10 protein-coding genes are annotated in these 18944 nt (G+C 62.1%); 6 read left to right on the top strand and 4 right to left on the bottom strand.

The annotated features are described in order from the left end of the window. Position 1: 1 nt before the first annotated feature. On the bottom strand, positions 2-823 hold the full coding sequence (locus QN315_RS12155) for an urease accessory protein UreD (RefSeq protein ID WP_323989534.1): 822 nt from the start codon (positions 821-823) through the stop codon (positions 2-4). A gap of 209 nt (positions 824-1032) precedes the next feature. On the opposite strand from QN315_RS12155, the gene QN315_RS12150 reads away from it, so the two are divergent. Beyond that, positions 1033-2175, top strand: a complete 1143-nt coding sequence (locus QN315_RS12150) for an ROK family transcriptional regulator (RefSeq protein WP_176639470.1) — start codon at positions 1033-1035, stop codon at positions 2173-2175. 67 nt (positions 2176-2242) lie between these two features. On the opposite strand, the gene QN315_RS12145 is transcribed toward QN315_RS12150, so the two are convergent. Then, positions 2243-4621, bottom strand: coding sequence for a family 20 glycosylhydrolase (locus QN315_RS12145; protein ID WP_323989533.1), 2379 nt, complete (start codon positions 4619-4621; stop codon positions 2243-2245). Between the two features lie 259 nt (positions 4622-4880). Between QN315_RS12145 and QN315_RS12140 the strand changes: the two genes are divergently transcribed. From QN315_RS12140 to QN315_RS12120, 5 genes are all read left to right on the top strand, one after another. After that, positions 4881-5054 carry a hypothetical protein gene (locus tag QN315_RS12140; RefSeq protein ID WP_323989532.1) on the top strand — a complete coding sequence of 58 codons (174 nt, stop codon included), beginning with the start codon at positions 4881-4883 and terminating at the stop codon, positions 5052-5054. Between the two features lie 121 nt (positions 5055-5175). Then, on the top strand, positions 5176-7647 hold the full coding sequence (locus tag QN315_RS12135) for a TonB-dependent receptor (RefSeq protein ID WP_323989531.1): 2472 nt from the start codon (positions 5176-5178) through the stop codon (positions 7645-7647). Positions 7648-7736: 89 nt separating this feature from the next. Beyond that, complete coding sequence (locus QN315_RS12130) at positions 7737-8885, top strand: DUF5009 domain-containing protein (RefSeq protein ID WP_323989529.1); 1149 nt, start codon at positions 7737-7739, stop codon at positions 8883-8885. A gap of 25 nt (positions 8886-8910) precedes the next feature. Further along, positions 8911-9864, top strand: a complete 954-nt coding sequence (locus tag QN315_RS12125; protein ID WP_323989528.1) for an ROK family protein — start codon at positions 8911-8913, stop codon at positions 9862-9864. Continuing rightward, positions 9861-11069: a hypothetical protein gene (locus tag QN315_RS12120; RefSeq protein ID WP_323989527.1), complete on the top strand. Its 1209-nt coding sequence runs from the start codon at positions 9861-9863 to the stop codon at positions 11067-11069. Before QN315_RS12125 ends, QN315_RS12120 begins: the two co-directional genes overlap by 4 nt. A 551-nt stretch (positions 11070-11620) precedes the next feature. On the opposite strand, the gene QN315_RS12115 is transcribed toward QN315_RS12120, so the two are convergent. Together QN315_RS12115 and QN315_RS12110 are read right to left on the bottom strand one after the other, a co-directional pair. After that, positions 11621-13510: a sulfotransferase gene (locus tag QN315_RS12115; protein ID WP_323989526.1), complete on the bottom strand. Its 1890-nt coding sequence runs from the start codon at positions 13508-13510 to the stop codon at positions 11621-11623. Continuing rightward, positions 13507-18903: a matrixin family metalloprotease gene (locus tag QN315_RS12110; protein WP_323989525.1), complete on the bottom strand. Its 5397-nt coding sequence runs from the start codon at positions 18901-18903 to the stop codon at positions 13507-13509. Before QN315_RS12110 ends, QN315_RS12115 begins: the two co-directional genes overlap by 4 nt. Positions 18904-18944 lie beyond the last annotated feature (41 nt).

Raw genomic sequence — 18944 nt, 5'->3', positions numbered from 1 at the left:
CTCAAGACCGCCAGGTCGCCGGCATCGGCCGGTGGTCCCGCAAGGCGGGCAGCAGATGCCGCACCCTGGCCTCCAGTTCCCGTCCCTGGCGGGCAATGCCGCGCACCACCAGCACGCCGTTCCAGGCGGAACAGGCAAAATCGCCCCCGATGCCGGCACCAAGACGGTGGCGCACCTGCGCGACGCGCGCTTCGGCATCGGCGGCGATCAGGACCAGGGTCGCGATTGCCGCCCGCCCGCCCGTTACCGCGCCGCGCGCCAGAAGCGCCGAGACGTCCCCGCTTTCCAGGCGCATCCTGTCTTCCAGGATGGGACGTCCATTCCTTCTGACCGAAAGACGATCATGCACGTCCAGCCGGTGCAACGCCTCGCCCGATCCGATCCGGCCCAGGAGCCGATATTCCAGGAAAAGAAAACTGGAAGAAGCATCCATTTCCACGGTCATGCGCCGCCGCAATCGACAGCCGTCGAAGAAAATCGTCCCGTGCGGCAGCCACTCCAACCGGGCATGCGCCCCGACGGTGCAGTTCAACGCCACCATCGCGGGGGGATCGTCCGCCCGGGCCCGATAGACCCGCTCGGCGGCCTGTGACGTGACCAGGCAATCCGTGTCCGGCCCGCATTCCAGCCATCCTTCGATCCGATCCCCGGCCGCAAGGCCACCGGAAATATTGACCGTGACGGCCTCGAGCGCCGCAATCGCCCGCTTCGGGAACAGCAGGCGGCAACATCCCCCTTGCTCCAGTTCAGCCAGGCAGGTCCGTCCGTCACGAGATCGCGCTGACAGCCGGTACCGTCCGCGGGCGCGCTGCAGCGTCGTCAATGACCGCCGTTCCTTTTTGAATATGATGCCGAATTCTATGGAATCCTGGACATCCGTTCCAATGGGAAAAAACGCGTATTGACGCCGCCGGGATCCGGCTCATTCCCCTGCGACCAATGGCGGAGCCACTTCGTCAGAGAAATACGCTATTGACAGTTTTATTGTTTATGAATCGAAATAAGTGCCGACGACAGGACAGGCGGGCATCCATGTTCACACCGGCGCAGTACCAGATCCTGGCCGCGATCAGCCGGGCCGGCACCATGAGCCGCACCGGGCTTGCGGGGGTTACCGGCCTGAGCAAGGCGAGCATTTCCATATTGACCAAGGAACTGATCGGCCGGGGAATCCTGGGCGAACGCGAACTGGTGTTCGGGCAGGGGCGGCCCTCGGTCCTGCTGGGACTGGAGGCGGATGCCGCCTGTTTCGTCGGGATCTCCCTGCAGGCCGATCCCACCATCCTGCTGCTGACCGACCTGCATGGCGCGACGCTGGCCCGGATGGAACTGCCCCGGCGCCGCGACCATGAGCACTGCCTGGCCGAACTGGTCGAGGCGTTGCCGGCCCTGGTGTCCCGCGCCGGGCGGCCGGTTGGACCGATATCGGGGATCGGCGTCGCTCTGCCGGGATTCGTCTCGCGCGATCGTACCACCTGCCTGTATTCGACGGCGCTGGGATGGAGCAATGTCGACATCGTCGGTCATCTGGCGACATTGTGCGACATCCCCGCCTATATCGAAAACGATGCGAATGCCCTGATCCTGGGCGAGCATCTGTTCGGCATCATGCGGGACTGTCCCGATTTCAGCATGGTCGCGGTGGGCGACGGCATCGGCTGCGCGCATATCGTCGATGGGCGGCTGCATCGCGGCCATAACGGCGGAGCGGGCGAAATTTCGCATGCGCCGGTCGTGCTGGACGGCGGCGCCATCGGCGCGATGCCGTGCCGGTGCGGCAAGCGGGGATGCCTGGAGACGGTGGCGACCCTGCAGGCGATCCGGGCGGCCGCGCGGCAGGCGGGCCTGCCCTGCGATATCGCCGAACTGGCGCAGATGGCCCAGACCGGCCGGCCGGAAGCCCTGGCCATCCTGCATCGTGCCGCATCGGCGCTGGGCATTGCCATTGCGCAGTTGATCCAGATGTTCGACCCAAGCCACGTGGTCATCATGCTCGATACCGCCCTGAAAGGGGAGGTGTTCGGGGCGATGGTGCAGCAGACGGTCGAGGCCCATGTCATGCGCCGGCCGGACGGGCAGGCGACGCTCTATCTGCGTGACGCGCAGAAGGATGGTTTCGCCAGCGGCGCCGCCAGCCTGGCGGCGCAGAAATTCCTGTTCGGCCTGGACCGGTAGGCGGGGACATGCCGCGACGGCGATCGCCGGACGGCCCGCCCCGGACCCGCCCCGGATCCCTGCCCCGCTATCGGCCCGCGGCCCCCGACAGCGCCCCCTGCGGCGTCCCCGACAGCGTGATGTCGGCGACGGCCGCGTAGGGGGCGCCGGGATGGCGCGACGCGGTGATGACGCACAGGTCGCGCGGCGTGCCGCCGTCGGCGGGCAGGCTGCCCCGGGCGGTGACCGCGGGGCCGCCTGCCGTCATCGGGGGCAGAGGCAGCCGCGCCAGGTCGGGCCCGGTGCAGCCGGCGCCGCGCACGATGACGACGCCGTCGGGCTCGGACACCGGGTAGCGGCGGATAGCCGCCTTTTCGCCCGGCTGCATGAAGGACCACGCCATCGGCACGACGGTCACGGCCACCTGCGTGGCGCCGGACGGCGCGGCCCGCCACGCCCAGCAGGCGGTGTTCGGGTCGATCGAGAAGAAGCGCGACGACGCGGTATCGGATGCCGCATCGGGCGTGCGCGGGATCCGTACCGAATATTCGCCGCCGGGGCAGGCGGTCAGCGCGTCGCTCTGCCGCGTCCAGATGGCGTCCGCGGCCCGGATCGTGGTGGGTGCGGCCAGCATCCGGCGGTCCGGCAGGAAGGTCGCCGCCGTCACCGGGGCCTGCAGCCCGACATGGACCGGATGGGTATAGAGCGCCGAGGACGCGGTCGGGACGCTGCCGTCCGTGGTGTAGCGGATGGCGCCATAGCCGCTCTGCGTGGTCATGGTCACGATCGCGGCGGCGCCGCCCGATGCCGCCGGAGCGGGGCGGGCCGTCAGCGCGACCGCGAAGGGGGCGTCGGACACCGGCAGGCCGGCGGCCTTCTGGCGCAGCACCTCGACGGCCAGCCGTGCGGTGAAATCGGCGGGCGCGCGCAGGGCCTGGGGTGTCCAGCCGGCCTCGGCCACCGCGTCCAGCCGGGGGAAGGCGGCCTGTTGCACCGCATGCCCGTCGGTCAGGTATTCGGTCCAGATCGGCGCCTCGACCCCGATGATATGCCGTGACACCTCGGGCGCCAGGCTGGCCGGCGCGGGGTCGAAGCCCGTGATTCCGGCGATGGCTTCAGGCTGGTAGCGCCCGCCGGACAGGCGGTCGGCCGGTCCGCCCTGCAGGAAGTCGAGATAGACCAGGTGCTCGGGCGCGACGACGGCGTCATGGCCGGCGCGCGCGGCGGCCAGCGCGCCGTCGACCCCGTGCCACGACATGACCGAGGCCGAAGGCGGCAAGCCGCCGCGCAGGATCTCGTCCCACCCGATCATGCGGCGGCCGTGGGCGGCCAGGTAGCGGCCGCCCTGCTCGATGAACCAGCTTTCCAGTTGCTCCTCGCCACGCAGGCCCAGGGCGTGCAGGCGGGCCTGCACGGCAGGCGACGCCCGCCACTGGTCCTTGATGGCTTCGTCCCCGCCCAGGTGGATGAAGGTCGAGGGGAACAATTCCATGACTTCGTCGAGGACATCGCGGACGAACTGCATCGTGTGGTCGTCGACATTGTACAGCCAGGGCAGGACGCCGTAATCGGTCGCGACGCCGGGGTCGCGGCCGGTCACGCCCAATTCGGGATAGGCGGCGATGGCCGCGCGGGCGTGGCCCGGCATCTCGATTTCCGGGACGATGGTGATATGGCGCGCGGCGGCGTAGGCGACGATGGCCCGGACCTCTGCCTGGCTGTAGAATCCGCCATAGGGCGCGCCGTCGCCCCGGGGGCCCGACACCGGCGACCGCCGCCACCCGCCGACCGCGGTCAGCCTGGGATAGCGCCGGATTTCCAGCCGCCACCCCTGGTCGTCCGTCAGGTGCCAGTGCAGCGTGTTCAGCTTCAACGCCGCCATGGCGTCCAGCAGGGCGCGGATGGCGTCGGGCGTCTGAAAATGCCGGGCGGAATCCAGCATCGCGCCGCGCCAGGACAGGCGCGGCCAGTCGCGGATCCGCACGGCGGCGATGGCGCCGCCGGCGCCGGGCGTCTGCGTCCCGGGCATCTGTGCCCCAGGCATCTGCGCCCCCGGCATCTGTGCTAAGGTGACGGCGCCGTAGAACAGGCCGGCCTCGTCGGATGCCGTGATGCGGATGCCGGCGGGGGCCACCGTCAGGACATAGCCCTCGGCCGGCAGACCCGGCACCGCCGCGCGTTCCAGGACGATGGTCCGGCCCGCCGTGCCGGCCGCGCCGACGGCGAAGCGGCCGCCCGTCGCGTCATGCAGGGCGTGCGACAGCCACGTGGCCGCGAACCGCGCGGCCTCGTCCCCGGCGGGGGCGACGATCGTGACCGGCCCCGTCAGCGCGAACGCGCCTTGTCCGGCCTCCACCGCCGCCGGGCGGGGCAGCAGCGCCGGCGCCGCCTGGGCTGGCGCGAGGGGGGAGCAGGCCGTGGCGGCCAGCAGGGCCGCGCACATCGTGCGGAACGGGAATCGGAGCATGGCGATGGTCCTTGGGAGGAAAGGCAGGGGGGCATGGCCCCGGATCGATGCCGCGCCAGCCCCGCGCATCGCCGGAAACCGGCGCGCGTCGGGAGGGGCCACGGGAAAACCGGATCGCAGTCGTGACGTCGCCGGACCGGTGATGCGATTGATCCGGCGACGTGACTTATTTCGATCAGCAAACCATCATCGGGTCAATGGGGTTTCCGTCGTCCTGCCTGGTCCGATCCGGTCCGGGGCCGCATCCGGGGATCTTTCGATGACGAAAGATATCGATTTTATGGAGAAGTTCCCGGCCTGGTCCGTTCCGCCGGAAGCGGCCGGAATCCCGGATATCGGGGCGTCCGTTTCGATGTCGGCTCGGGCCGCAAAAAAATTTGTGGCCGACTTTATTTTTATTGCAGAACTAAATCATCCCGTACTTAATTCGTAACGAACTCGCGGTTTCCCCCGTGGAAACAGCATAGCGCGTCCTTTGTGCAGTATTGCACGGAAGGACGTGGTCGATCCGGCATAATTATCCAGAACAACCGCATAGTACGGGATGCTTCGCAATGGCCCTGACGCTCAAGACCGCGCTTTGCGTGACGACGGTCATGTTCTCGGTTTCGGTCCTCGGATCGGGCGCGGTCCTGGCGCAGGACCTGGTCCAGTCCCAGTCCCAGTCCCGGTCCGACTCCGCCCATCGTCCGGTGGGCGGCGACGCTGGTGCGGGGGGGACCGCGGTCACCGGAACATCGGTCACCGGAATGTCGGTCCTGCCGCAGGGGCAGGAGGCCGAAACGGTATCGGTCACCGCCGGGACCTATAGTTCCAATGGCGTGACCAACACGACCCCCGGCGGCGGCCTGATGCCGATCGAGCATGCCCCGCGGTCGCAAAGTGGCCTGACGCGCGATTATATCGCCAAGCAGACGCCGACCACCACGATCGCGAACATGGTCGCCAGCCTGCCCGGCGTGGTGTCGGCCAAGGTCGATCCGCTGGGCATGACCGGCGGCGATACGATGACCATGCGCGGCCTGACGCAGACGCAGATCGGCTTTCTGTTCGAGGGTGCGCCGGAATCCGACCCGATCAATTACGGGCCTTTCACCTCGACCCTGGTGGACAATGAAAATATCGGGTCCGTCACCGTCTCGCAGGGCTCGCCGGACATCGATGCGCCGCTGATCAACGCGGTGGGCGGCCAGATCTCGACCTTCGAGCTGGACCCGGCGCACAAGATGGGCGGCTATATCGACCTGATGGGCGGCACCCACAGCGCGAACAAGGAATTCGTCCGCTTCAATACCGGCGACATCGGCAATAGCGGCATTCGCGGCTTCGCGTCGTTTTCCTATACCGCGTCGAACAACTGGCGCGGGCCGGGCGACCAGTTCCGCTATCACGTCGATTCCAAGTTCGTGAAGGACTGGGGCCAGGGCAGCAGCGTCAAGTTCATCTTCGGCTACACCCGCCAGTTCGCCAACGGGATGCTGAACCCGACCCTGCAGCAATGGAAGCAGTACGGCACCAGCTTCAACCTGGACGGCCGATATACGCCGGGCGATGTCAGTTATTACCGATTCTCGCAGAACAACACGAACCTGCTGAACGTCATCGTTCCGATGAAATTCGTGCTGTCGCATGAGCTGGAACTGAACCTGACCCCCTATTACGTCCAGGAATCCGGCCCGTCCTATGGGGGCGAGACCATTCCGCTGGCGGGGGGATATTTCGGCAACGTGCAATATGGGGTGCCGGGATCGGCCTATCCGGCGCTGAACCTGCCCTATGCCACCGATGGCGTGGCGACGGCGATGCTGGACGACCCGTGGAAGCAGAAGAACGGGGCCATCAATTCCAATATCCGCTGGACGCATGGCGACAATACCCTGACCTTCGGCTGGTGGTATTCCTATACCAGCCATACCGAACGCTATCAGTGGGACCTGGTGAACGGCCAGGGCAATCCTGTCGCGGGCTATGGGCTGAGCCCGATCCGCTTTCCGAACAGCCAGATCCTGAGCGGCGACAATCTGAATTTCTGGCAGCAGCAGAACGCCCTTTATCTGGCCGACACGCTGAAGCTGCTGCATGACAGGCTGGAACTCAGCGGCGGGTTCAAGGCGGTGATGCTGTACCGCGAAGGCACCAACAACGTGCCCGGCGCGCAGCCATGGAAGACCGGGCACAATTACTTCGAACCGCTGCCGCAATTCTATGCGACCTATCGCCTGACGCCGCACGACCAGGTCTATATCAACGGCACGACCTCGTTTCGCGCACCGGTCTCGACCGAAGCCTATGTCCCCGATTACGATCCCAATTATGGACAGATCGCGACGGTCGGCGCGCTGAAGCCGGAATATTCGATCGGCGAGGAAATCGGCTATCGCCATACCGGGTTCTATAACGTCTCGATCTCGGCGTTCAACCTGAACATCACCAATCACAATATCTCGTCTTCGGGCTATATTCCGGGGACGACGTCGGTGGTGGCGGAGCCGATCAATGCGGGCGGCGAAACGTCGCGCGGCGTCCAGGCTGAATTCGGCCTGGGGTACTGGCACCATTTCAGCCCCTATCTGTCGGGCCAGTACCTGCATTCGACGATGGACAATAATTTCGATGTCGGGACGGAAATCCTGCCCACGCAGGGAAAGATATCGGTCGGCAGTCCGAAATTCACCGGGGCGATCGGCCTGCAATATGACGACGGGCGGATGTTTGGAAACTTCAATTTGCGCTATATCGATTCCCAGTACACGACGTTCATGAACGATGAAAGCATTCCGTCCTATGTGACGTCGGACCTGACCCTGGGCTATCGCTTCAGGTCGATCGGTCCGGCCAGGCATCCGCAGATCCAGCTCAACCTGGTCAATATCGGCGACAACCATTACCTGGCCATGGCCGGCAGCACGACGGCCAACGCCCGGAGCGTGACGGGCCTGCGCGGCACCGTGGTCGAGGGGTCCAGCCCGATCTACCTGGTCGGTGCGCCGTTCTCGGCCTTCGTCTCGATTTCCAGCGGCTTCTGAGCACCGAATTGTCGCCGATCCAGCAGCAGGAGAACATGGTGGACCAGCCATTAATCGAAAAGCCTTATGAAATCCAAAAAACCCGCATCATGTCGGTGGATATCCTGCGGGGACTGACGATCGCCTTCATGATCCTGGTCAACGATCCCGGCGACTGGGCCCATGTCTATGCCCCCTTGCGGCATGCCGAATGGAACGGCTGGACGCCGACCGACCTGGTCTTTCCCAGTTTCATGTTCATCATGGGCTGCGTGATTCCGTTCTCGCTGGGCAGCCGGATCGACCGTGGCGTGCCGTCGGGCGAACTTCTGGCCGGCATCGTCCGGCGGTCGCTGATTCTGTTCGGGATCGACATCCTTCTTGCCCTGTTCCCGCATTTCGACTTCGCGAATCTGAGGGTTCTGGGCGTTCTGACGCGTTTCGCCGTCTGCTATCTGATCTGCGGGACGTTGTTTCTGAAGGTACGCGACATCCGTGTCCTTTGCGGTATCGTCGCGACGATTCTGGTGCTGTACTGGGTGCTGCTGCGGTTCGTGCCCATTCCGGGCATCGGCATGCCGGGGGTCGATGTCGCCTATCTGGATGATCGCAACAATATCGTCGCCTGGATGGATCGCGCCTTCAACGATTTCTGCCGGAAATGGTTCCATTTCGGGCATCTCTATCGCATCTATCGCGACCCGGAAGGCATTCTCAGCACCTTTCCCGCGCTCTGCACGGTGCTGATCGGAATCGTCTCGGGCCTGGTGATGAAGGCGGCGTCGCGGAATCCGGACGCGCCGGTCGTGCGGCGCTGGGCCCTGGGCGGGGCGGGACTCTTCGTGCTGTCCTTCGTCGTGAACGCCTTCTTTCCGTTCAACAAGAATATCTGGTCCAGCAGCTTCGTCCTGCTGTGCGCCGGCATCGACATCATGGCGCTCTACGCGCTCTTTATCCTGATCGACGTCCGGCAGGTCTATCGCCTGTCCGCCGCCGTGCGGGGATTCATGATGCTGTCGATCATCTTCGGATCGAATGCGATCGTGGCCTATTGCGTCTCGGAGTTCGGTTCGGAAATCCTGTGGGACATTCATATCATGCCGCAGGGCCAGGGGATCGGCGAATGGGTGTACCGGACGGTCTTCGCGCATTGGGGCTCGACCGAACTGACGTCGCTGTTCTATGCCTGCGCGTATGTCGCGCTGTGCTTCATCCCCAGCTTCGTGCTGTGGAAGAAGAAGATCGTCGTGAAGATCTGAACGCGTATCGTCCTTTCGGGATCCCATGATGTGGGCAGGCGGCCTGTCGGGCCTGCCCATGAACGGCTTGAAGGATCACATCGTGATACTCTGCGCGGATATTGGCGGCTCGTATATCGATTTCGCCGTCGCGGACGGCGCCCACCAGCTCTCCAGCCGGCGGCGCCGGCCGACGCCGGTCGGCAGCATGGCCGATTTCGCCTCTACCCTGGCCGAGCTTGCGGCCCCCTATGATCGCGGCCTGCCGTTGCATGTCGCCATCGCGGGCGTCTGCGACCCGCAGACGGGGCATACCCGTTCGGCCAATATTCCCTGCGTCAACGACCGCCCGCTGCGCGACGCGCTGATGGCGCGGCTGGGCCGGCCGGTGGTGATCGGCAACGATGCGCACTGCTTCGCGCTGGCCGAGGCGATGCAGGGCGCGGGCGTGGGGCATCGCATCGTCTTCGGCGTGATTCTCGGCACCGGGGTCGGCGGCGGCCTGGTGATCGACGGGCGCGCGATCGTCGGCGTCGGCGGCCTGGCCGGCGAATGGGGTCATGGCCCGTTCATCGCCGAAAGCGCCGACCCCGGCGCCGTGCCGGCCCTGCCCTGCCAATGCGGGCAGCGCGGCTGCCTGGACACCATCGGCGGCGCGCGCGGGATCGAACGCCTGTACCAGTTCTTCACGGGCCGGGGCAGCGACAGCCAGGCGATCCTGTCCGACTGGGAGGCGGGAATGGATCATCCGCGCCACACCATGGCGATGTGGCTGGACCGCATGTCGGCGGGGCTGGCCGGTATCGTCAACGTCACCGGCGCCACGATCGTGCCGGTGGGCGGCGGGCTGGCGAACCGGCCGCGCCTGCTGGCGGCGCTGGATGCCGCGGTCACGTCGCGCGTCCTGCGTCCGGGGACGTCGCCGATCGTCGTGCCCGGCTATCTTCCCGCCGATTCCGGCCTGGTCGGTGCGTCCTGGCTGACGGGAGGCCCCCGATGACTGACAAGCTGACCGGCAAGCTGACTGGCATGCGCCGATGCCTGTACATCTATCCGTGGGACCTGCAGGATGAGCCGGACCTGCGGCTCTTTGCCGGTCGGATCCGGGATATGGGCCTGGACACCCTGACCGTCGCGATGGCCTATCATGCCGGCAAGTTCCTGCGCCCCCAGGGCCGGACGTCGCGGGTCCATTTCCCGCAGGACGGGGCGGTGCATGTCCGTGTCGATCCGTCGCGCTTCGGCACGATCCGGCCGGTCATGGCGGATCGGCTGCTGGACGACGCCCAACTGGGCGTGCTGGCGGAGGAAGGTCTCGGCATCCTGGGCTGGATGGTGCTGCTGCATAATACGGAACTGGGAAGGCGCCATCCGCACGTCACCTGCGAAAATGTCTTCGGCGACCGCTATCCGTACAGCCTGTGCCCCGCGCACCCGGACGTGCGGGCCTATGCCGTCGCGCTGGCCGGCGAAGTCGCACGCATGCCGGCGGTGCGGGGGCTGGTACTGGAAACCCCGGGCTGGCAACCTTACCAGCACGGCTATCACCACGAAATATCCCTGCTGGACCGCGACCCGTGGTTCGAAGCCGTGGCCGGCCTGTGTTTCTGTGCCTCCTGCCGCGCCGGCGCGGCGGAGCAGGGGATCGACGCCGACGCCCTGCGCCGCACGATGCATGACCAGGCCTCGCGCTATCTCGCCCGCCCCGTCGATCGCCGCTGGGATGACGGGATGGCGCGCCTGCTGGCCGAGATGGTGTCGAACGACGTGCTGCGCGCGTTCTTGGCATGGCGCTGCGGCGTCATCACCGGCCTGGTGACGGCGATCCGGGCGGAGATCGGCGCGGCCGGTTCGCTGCACGTCATTCCCTCGGTGCAGCGCAATCCGGTCGCCGCCTGGCTGGAAGGCGGCGACCTGGCGGCGCTGTCGGCGGCCAGCGACGGGTTGGAACTCTGCCTGTACCAGCCGGACCCGCGCGCGGTCGTGTCCACATTGCTGGACGTGCGCGATGCCCTGCCGGCGGCGGGGGCGCTGCCGCGCGTCGTCCTGCGCCCGTCCCCGGCCGATTTTCCATCCGAGGCCGCGTTCGCCGCCGTCGTTCGCGCGGTCCTGGCGACGCCCGGCCAAAATGTCGCCTTCTATCATTACGGCCATCTGCGCCGCGCCAACCTGGACTGGATCGCCCGCGCGTTGCGGGAGGGGTGACGGGACCGCCGGTCCGGCGATGCCGGCATCACATCCGCGCGCGCTCTGCGGGGCCAGGGGACGGCGTCCGTGCGCGAGGGCGCGGGACGCGCTGACGACTTCCCCGCGCCGTCGCGGCCTTAAGACACTCGCGGCGACAACACGGGCGTTTCACGGTGTCCAGAGGACCTGCCGGCCGGCGCGGCGAAGGGCCGTGATGTCGGGGAGTCCGGCCAGGCGCTACTTTTCATCGTAAAATGACATCTACCAAGAAGCCGAGCATGAGAGATAGCTCGCGTCGTTCATGTCGAGCGTTGTGAACTGAACAGACAAAATGCAGACACACTCCGATGATTCGACCATTTCGCCGATAGGGATATCGGCGACGGCAAACTGCAGTAGACCGTTATCCATCGATAGACACCCGTCTGATCCCATATGGGCAATTATATGCCAGGATGCGATTCGTGAAATAGCGCAAGCGCGTTGCCCTCTTTACCTGACGATGATATCTCTCAACCAGCGAGGCTGTGGTCTGCGCCCTTAACAAGGCCCAAATGTACTCCACGACATTAATAGATTCCTAGGCCATCGAGCAACGGGCGCAAAATCTCGTCATCCGGCCGCCAGCGTTTGACTGAACTGCGATAGATTGGCTTTCTCACTTGGTGTACACTTGCGGTTCTGACGGGTCGGTTTGATTTGTGGAAATTCAGGCAAGCATCGTCCCAGGCGAGACCGCAATATGCAATCAATGCTCGTGCACTTTGTTCAAGATCTTCGACAACATCCTCATAATGCACATCATAAATTGTGCCATGTGGAAGGATCTCATGCCAATGTTTCATTAGTTCACCGTAACTGCGGTAGCGTCTCCCTAATTCTCCGAGGTCGAAGGTAAAATCCTGAGAATGAAAGAAGGTCGAGAAGCATGATAGGCATGTGTCGATTGGATCTCGGATGGTATGAATAATCCGCGCATTGGGAAATAGTATATGAATGAGTGCTACATGTTGATAGTTACTTAGAGTTTTGTTGATAATTCTGGACAGTCTCTGAAATTGCATTCTATTTGGCACCAGCTTACGAAGTCGATCCAAATAATCTTCAGAAACAGATATTCGCTCCAAAATCGTTAGATTCTCTACTGGCACTAGTGATTGCCATCGCCCAAATCTTGATGCCGCGGAATGAAATGTGTCGGAGAGACTGCTTATCTCGCCAGCTCCATATATTTCGGGATGGCTAGCCAGAATCTGTTCGACCAATGTCGAACCTGAACGAGGCATCCCAACGATAAAGATGGGAAGTGACGAGGAATGGCCCGTTTTGGCAAGCGTTGCGACAGTATCGGCTGATACAAACTCACATAACTTCTTCGCGCGGTTAATCGCATGCTTTTCGTCGTATGTAAGGGAACGACGACGCAGTTTATTGCCTTCGAGAAAGTGGTCGAATGAAAGTTGATGCGCTCCAAGGTCCGAGTAGACCTTGCCAAGGGCAAAGTGCAGATCGGTGCAATCAGCATCATCAAGCGAGGATCGATCCCTGAGCAGCCGTTGCATGGACAAGAAATAGGGGTCATCCGCAGCCAACTTAGTAGCCTGAGCCAGAGACAAATAATACCGTGAACAATCGGGGGTGAGATCTATAGCACGACGAAAGTAACCAATGGCCACATCAATGTGTCCAAGTTCTTGTAAAACAATCCCCAATTTGAAAAGCGGCATCGATTCGGCAGGCTTCAACACGCTGGCAGACTTGAAATATCCAATCGCAGCATGATATTGCCCAGATTTCTGAAGCAACTCCGCAAGGCCGAAATGGGCGGAGAAGTTCGTGTTATCTTGCAATATTATTGTTTTATAACAGGCAATTGCCTCGTCGACACGCTCAAGCTCTCTCAACGAAATTGCCAAACTCATCCGAGCCTGTATAAACTCTGGCATATATATCAGAGCGGCTTGGAATTTAAGAACGGCCTCTTCGGTTCGTCCGGTGGACCGGAGAGCCGCGCCAAGATTGTTGAGAGCAACCGCGTCATTCGGCGTTATCGAAAGTACAGTCTGATAAGACTGGATTGCAGCTTCATGGTTCCCTTGCTCGGCAAGGATATTCCCTAGATTATTCAAGGCCATTCCATAGGATGGCCGCAGTTCGACCGCTTTGCGGAAACATGAGATTGCCTCCTGGCATTCACCAGTCGTTTGCAGGGCCATTCCAAGATTATTAAGGCCTACCGGGTTATCGGGATCTCGCTTTTGCGCCGCCCGCAAGAGCGGAATCGCCCTGTCGAACCGTTTCTGCTGGGCATAGAACGTTCCCAGCACCTGCATCGCCTGGAGGTGAGAAGGATCCTTTTCGAGAATGAGCTCGCATTTTTTGATAAAATCAGGCGCTTCACTGGGCGAGACCTGTTTGCCAGCCCGCAGGTCGGGTGCTGCAACCGGCGCGCGCCTCATGATGTATGTGCCGGTACGCTAAGCAGTTGCTCTGCATTATTTTGAGGGGAGGAGACTGACGTGTCGATCGGTGCTGAGGTGCCGGTGAAAGATGCCATAGCCTGTATCATCGATGACGTTACGGACGCGTCTCGCGCCGTGGGATATAGCGAAGCGATATCGGCGATATCGGAGGCGCTGAGCGTCTTATTATGAGACCCCAGCAGCGGATACATGATTGAGGTCGGATCGGCGCTTTCGGCCAAGCCAAGCGCATGACCGATCTCATGCAGGGCAAGTTGCTGGAGGCCTACCTGGCTCCCAGCGTAGGTAAACGTCTCGCCGCTTGCCTGCATCAAAGGATCTTGTTGGGGATTTTCCAACTCGATCACGGTACCGGGGCGCAAGACTCCGGCATCGGTCTTTAGGAGCGTGACACCAACAACACCCGTATCCGCCGTATCAAGGTTTCCCCAGCCGATACGGATATCGGATGCGGCGGAGTCCGCAACCTGCTCGAAATCGATACCAGCGGCTTTGGACCATGTGTCGAGCGCCTGTTCCACCGCAGCCTGATACGCCCCTTCGATGGTTCCGCCATACAGGGGCACACCCTGGGGAGGCGTCTCGGCAAAGCTCCACGTTACTGGGCGGCGATCATCAACCAGGCCTCCGACCAACAATGACGGCGCAACGGCGCCAGGCTCACCGGTACCCGCATCAATAGCCTGTTCGTTCAAACTCCAGGCATGGTCTGCGGCATTCGCGGACAGCCCATGCGACAGGTCATATTGACCGATGACGTTCATCGGCTTGGTGATATCTGCATCCAGGCCATAAAAAACCGTATAAGTATATGTCGTGACGTACGTAGTCGTATAAGTGTATACACCGCCGTTTTGTTCATCGCCTGCGCCAGCGATCTTGTCATTCGAGCCGCCCGAAAAAGTCACGTGGGCATGGTTAGTGTCCACCGTGTCATTCGATCCGATAATGTTCAGTGTATCACCGTCGCCGCCCGTGAAAATGTCGTGGCTGCCAGTCACGGTCAGACTTAAATTGTTTCCAAGATGGACGACGAGGTTACTTCCGGTAACTACATTATGGCTGCTATTGTCACCAAAGGTGAATGTCTCGTCATTGGCACCGGCAATCGTCCCATTGAACGTATTGTTCGACCCGTCATCAATGATGGCGTCGCCCGTACCTTCCATATTGAATCGGTTATTGTTGGACCCAGCCGCGATATCTATCGTCGCGTTACTACCCGGCGTAAAGCTATCGTTGCTGGCACTCTCCAAGGTAAGCTTTCCGCCATTGCCATTGGTTATCGTATCGTTGGCGCCTTCAACGGTCAGAAAAGCGTCTGTGCTCCCGGTGACTGTGTCATAGTCGCCAATGACAGTGACGTTCTCATTGTCTTCATTGAGATTCACCGTTCCGCTTGAGATGTTAGCTGTGTCGTTTGTTCCCGTGAAGCCGACCGTATCGCCAGTCCAGGCCGTTCCCAACGTGTCGTTATTGCCAATAATGGTGGCATTCTCGTTGTTCTCGTTGAGATTCACCGTTCCGCTTGAGATGTTAGCTGTGTCGTTTGTTCCCGTGAAGCCGACCGTATCGCCAGTCCAGGCCGCTCCCAACGTGTCGTTACTGCCAATAATGGTGACGACCTCGTTGTTCTCGTTGAGATTCACCGTTCCGCTTGAGATGTTGGCTGTGTCGTTGACACCATTGATGATCAGTGAATCCCCCGCACCACCCGTGATCGTGTCGCCGCTGCCGGACACGGTCGCCTGGGTATTGGCATCGAGGATGATGCCGGCATTCTGTCCGTTCGCCGTCGTCGCCCCGGCGGCATCGTCACCGCCATGGATGTTGTCGTAGCTGCCGTTGGTGCCGTTGACCTCCAGCGCCTCGTCCGGACCGGTGTAGATCGTGTTCCCACCGCCTGTGACCACGAGCGAGTCGCCGGCATTCTCGGTGATCGTGTCGCCGCCGCCGGACACGGTCGCCTGGGTATTGGCATCGAGGACGATGCCGGCATTCTGCCCGTTCGCCGTCGTCGCCCCGGCGGCATCGTTACCGCCATGGATGTTGTCGTAGCTGCCGTTGGTGCCGTTGACCTCCAGCGCCTCGTCCGGACCGGTGTAGATCGTGTTCCCACCGCCTGTGACCACGAGCGAGTCGCCGGCATTCTCGGTGATCGTGTCGCCGCCGCCGGCCACGGTCGCCTGGGTATTGGCATCGAGGATGATGCCGGCATTCTGTCCGTTCGCCGTCGTCGCCCCGGCGGCATCGTCACCGCCATGGATGTTGTCGTAGCTGCCGTTGGTGCCGTTGACCTCCAGCGCCTCGTCCGGACCGGTGTAGATCGTGTTCCCACCGCCTGTGACCACGAGCGAGTCGCCGGCATTCTCGGTGATCGTGTCGCCGCTGCCGGACACGGTCGCCTGGGTATTGGCATCGAGGACGATGCCGGCATTCTGTCCGTTCGCCGTCGTCGCCCCGGCGGCATCGTCACCGCCATGGATGTTGTCGTAGCTGCCGTTGGTGCCGTTGACTTCCAGCGCCTCGTCCGGACCGGTGTAGATCGTGTTCCCACCGCCTGTGACCACGAGCGAGTCGCCGGCATTCTCGGTGATCGTGTCGCCGCCGCCGGACACGGTCGCCTGGGTATTGGCATCGAGGACGATGCCGGCATTCTGCCCGTTCGCCGTCGTCGCCCCGGCGGCATCGTTACCGCCATGGATGTTGTCGTAGCTGCCGTTGGTGCCGTTGACCTCCAGCGCCTCGTCCGGACCGGTGTAGATCGTGTTCCCACCGCCTGTGACCACGAGCGAGTCGCCGGCATTCTCGGTGATCGTGTCGCCGCCGCCGGCCACGGTCGCCTGGGTATTGGCATCGAGGATGATGCCGGCATTCTGTCCGTTCGCCGTCGTCGCCCCGGCGGCATCGTCACCGCCATGGATGTTGTCGTAGCTGCCGTTGGTGCCGTTGACCTCCAGCGCCTCGTCCGGACCGGTGTAGATCGTGTTCCCACCGCCTGTGACCACGAGCGAGTCGCCGGCATTCTCGGTGATCGTGTCGCCGCCGCCGGCCACGGTCGCCTGGGTATTGGCATCGAGGATGATGCCGGCATTCTGTCCGTTCGCCGTCGTCGCCCCGGCGGCATCGTCACCGCCATGGATGTTGTCGTAGCTGCCGTTGGTGCCGTTGACCTCCAGCGCCTCGTCCGGACCGGTGTAGATCGTGTTCCCACCGCCTGTGACCACGAGCGAGTCGCCGGCATTCTCGGTGATCGTGTCGCCGCCGCCGGCCACGGTCGCCTGGGTATTGGCATCGAGGATGATGCCGGCATTCTGTCCGTTCGCCGTCGTCGCCCCGGCGGCATCGTCACCGCCATGGATGTTGTCGTAGCTGCCGTTGGTGCCGTTGACCTCCAGCGCCTCGTCCGGACCGGTGTAGATCGTGTTCCCACCGCCTGTGACCACGAGCGAGTCGCCGGCATTCTCGGTGATCGTGTCGCCGCTGCCGGACACGGTCGCCTGGGTATTGGCATCGAGGATGATGCCGGCATTCTGTCCGTTCGCCGTCGTCGCCCCGGCGGCATCGTCACCGCCATGGATGTTGTCGTAGCTGCCGTTGGTGCCGTTGACCTCCAGCGCCTCGTCCGGACCGGTGTAGATCGTGTTCCCACCGCCTGTGACCACGAGCGAGTCGCCGGCATTCTCGGTGATCGTGTCGCCGCTGCCGGACACGGTCGCCTGGGTATTGGCATCGAGGATGATGCCGGCATTCTGTCCGTTCGCCGTCGTCGCCCCGGCGGCATCGTCACCGCCATGGATGTTGTCGTAGCTGCCGTTGGTGCCGTTGACCTCCAGCGCCTCGTCCGGACCGGTGTAGATCGTGTTCCCACCGCCTGTGACCACGAGCGAGTCGCCGGCATTCTCGGTGATCGTGTCGCCGCTGCCGGACACGGTCGCCTGGGTATTGGCATCGAGGATGATGCCGGCATTCTGTCCGTTCGCCGTCGTCGCCCCGGCGGCATCGTTACCGCCATGGATGTTGTCGTAGCTGCCGTTGGTGCCGCTGACCTCCAGCGCCTCGTCCGGACCGGTGTAGATCGTGTTCCCACCGCCTGTGACCACGAGCGAGTCGCCGGCATTCTCGGTGATCGTGTCGCCGCTGCCGGACACGGTCGCCTGGGTATTGGCATCGAGGACGATGCCGGCATTCTGTCCGTTCGCCGTCGTCGCCCCGGCAGCATCGTTACCGCCATGGATGTTGTCGTAGCTGCCGTTGGTGCCGCTGACCTCCAGCGCCTCGTCCGGACCGGTGTAGATCGTGTTCCCACCACCTGTGACCGTCAGCACATCGGCGTTGTTTTCGGTGATGGTACCGTTCGAGATGCCGACCTGTAATACCCTGCTGGATGCTTCGTTGACAGAATTTCCGGCACCGATTACCGTTAGCACTTGCACATTCGCTAAATCGTCAGATATTTTATTGTTATTTCCATACAAATCAATATACGCATAATTTCCTGAACTTATGTCACCGCCATTTTGATAGGCTTGCAGAAAATTCTGTGTGCTTCCATCAGGATACGTTACGATACCGGTCTGATAGGCAATCCCAGATGAATTTTGACTCCCAAACGTGATTTGTATGTTTACAGTTTGTCCCGTGCTTGCGTTTATTGCGGAAAGAACATAACCGCTAACATTGCCCAATGCATCAGAGGTAATAGTAGAAAGTTCAATCGATTCCAAATTTAACCCAGCCGGAACAGGTGAACTGAGAGTGGCCCCCGGTGTCCCGCTCAGACCCGTCGCCCATGTGCTCTGAAATTTTTCCAGATATGTTTGTGTCCCGTTGTTCCCATCAAGATTCATTGATGGTGTAAGATTCTTATATATACTCACCAAGGCGGGCAGCGCATTGGCTTCCGTTGACGCAGCCAATGCCGTGTCGACAATCTGTTGAACTTGATCCAGGTTGTACCCAGGAAGAAGCACGCCAGTAAGATACAGTCCATTGCTTTGTTGATAAATTTCATTTTGTGCTATAATTTCATTATATAATGCCTTGCCCTCTGAATTCAAACCAAGTGCGACAAATAATTGTCCGTCGAGTGGGTTATTGAGGTCAAAATTTGTCGGGATCGTCTGAAGCTCTTGCAGATCAGAGAAATGTCCCAACTCATGCGCCAGCGCCCCGACCACCTGTTCAGCAAGGCTAAGTGTTCGCGGACTTGCATCAGTTACATCCGGCGGAAGGGATTCTATTTCAAGTGAAAATTGGTTTGGATTAATGTTTATAACGTATTTTCCGTTGTTTGCTTGATAGAATACTCCGGGCGCGGAAGATTGAAAGATTCCATTAATATCTGCGAACTTCCCCAGCTCATCCATCAACGTAGGACTGAATTGTAAGATTGTATATATCTCCAATA

It is taken from the genome of Nguyenibacter sp. L1 (assembly GCF_035199985.1).
GTDB classification, from domain to species: domain Bacteria; phylum Pseudomonadota; class Alphaproteobacteria; order Acetobacterales; family Acetobacteraceae; genus Gluconacetobacter; species Gluconacetobacter vanlangensis.
Note: the sequence above shows the minus strand (reverse complement) of the source record. Positions and strands in the feature narration are given on the sequence as shown.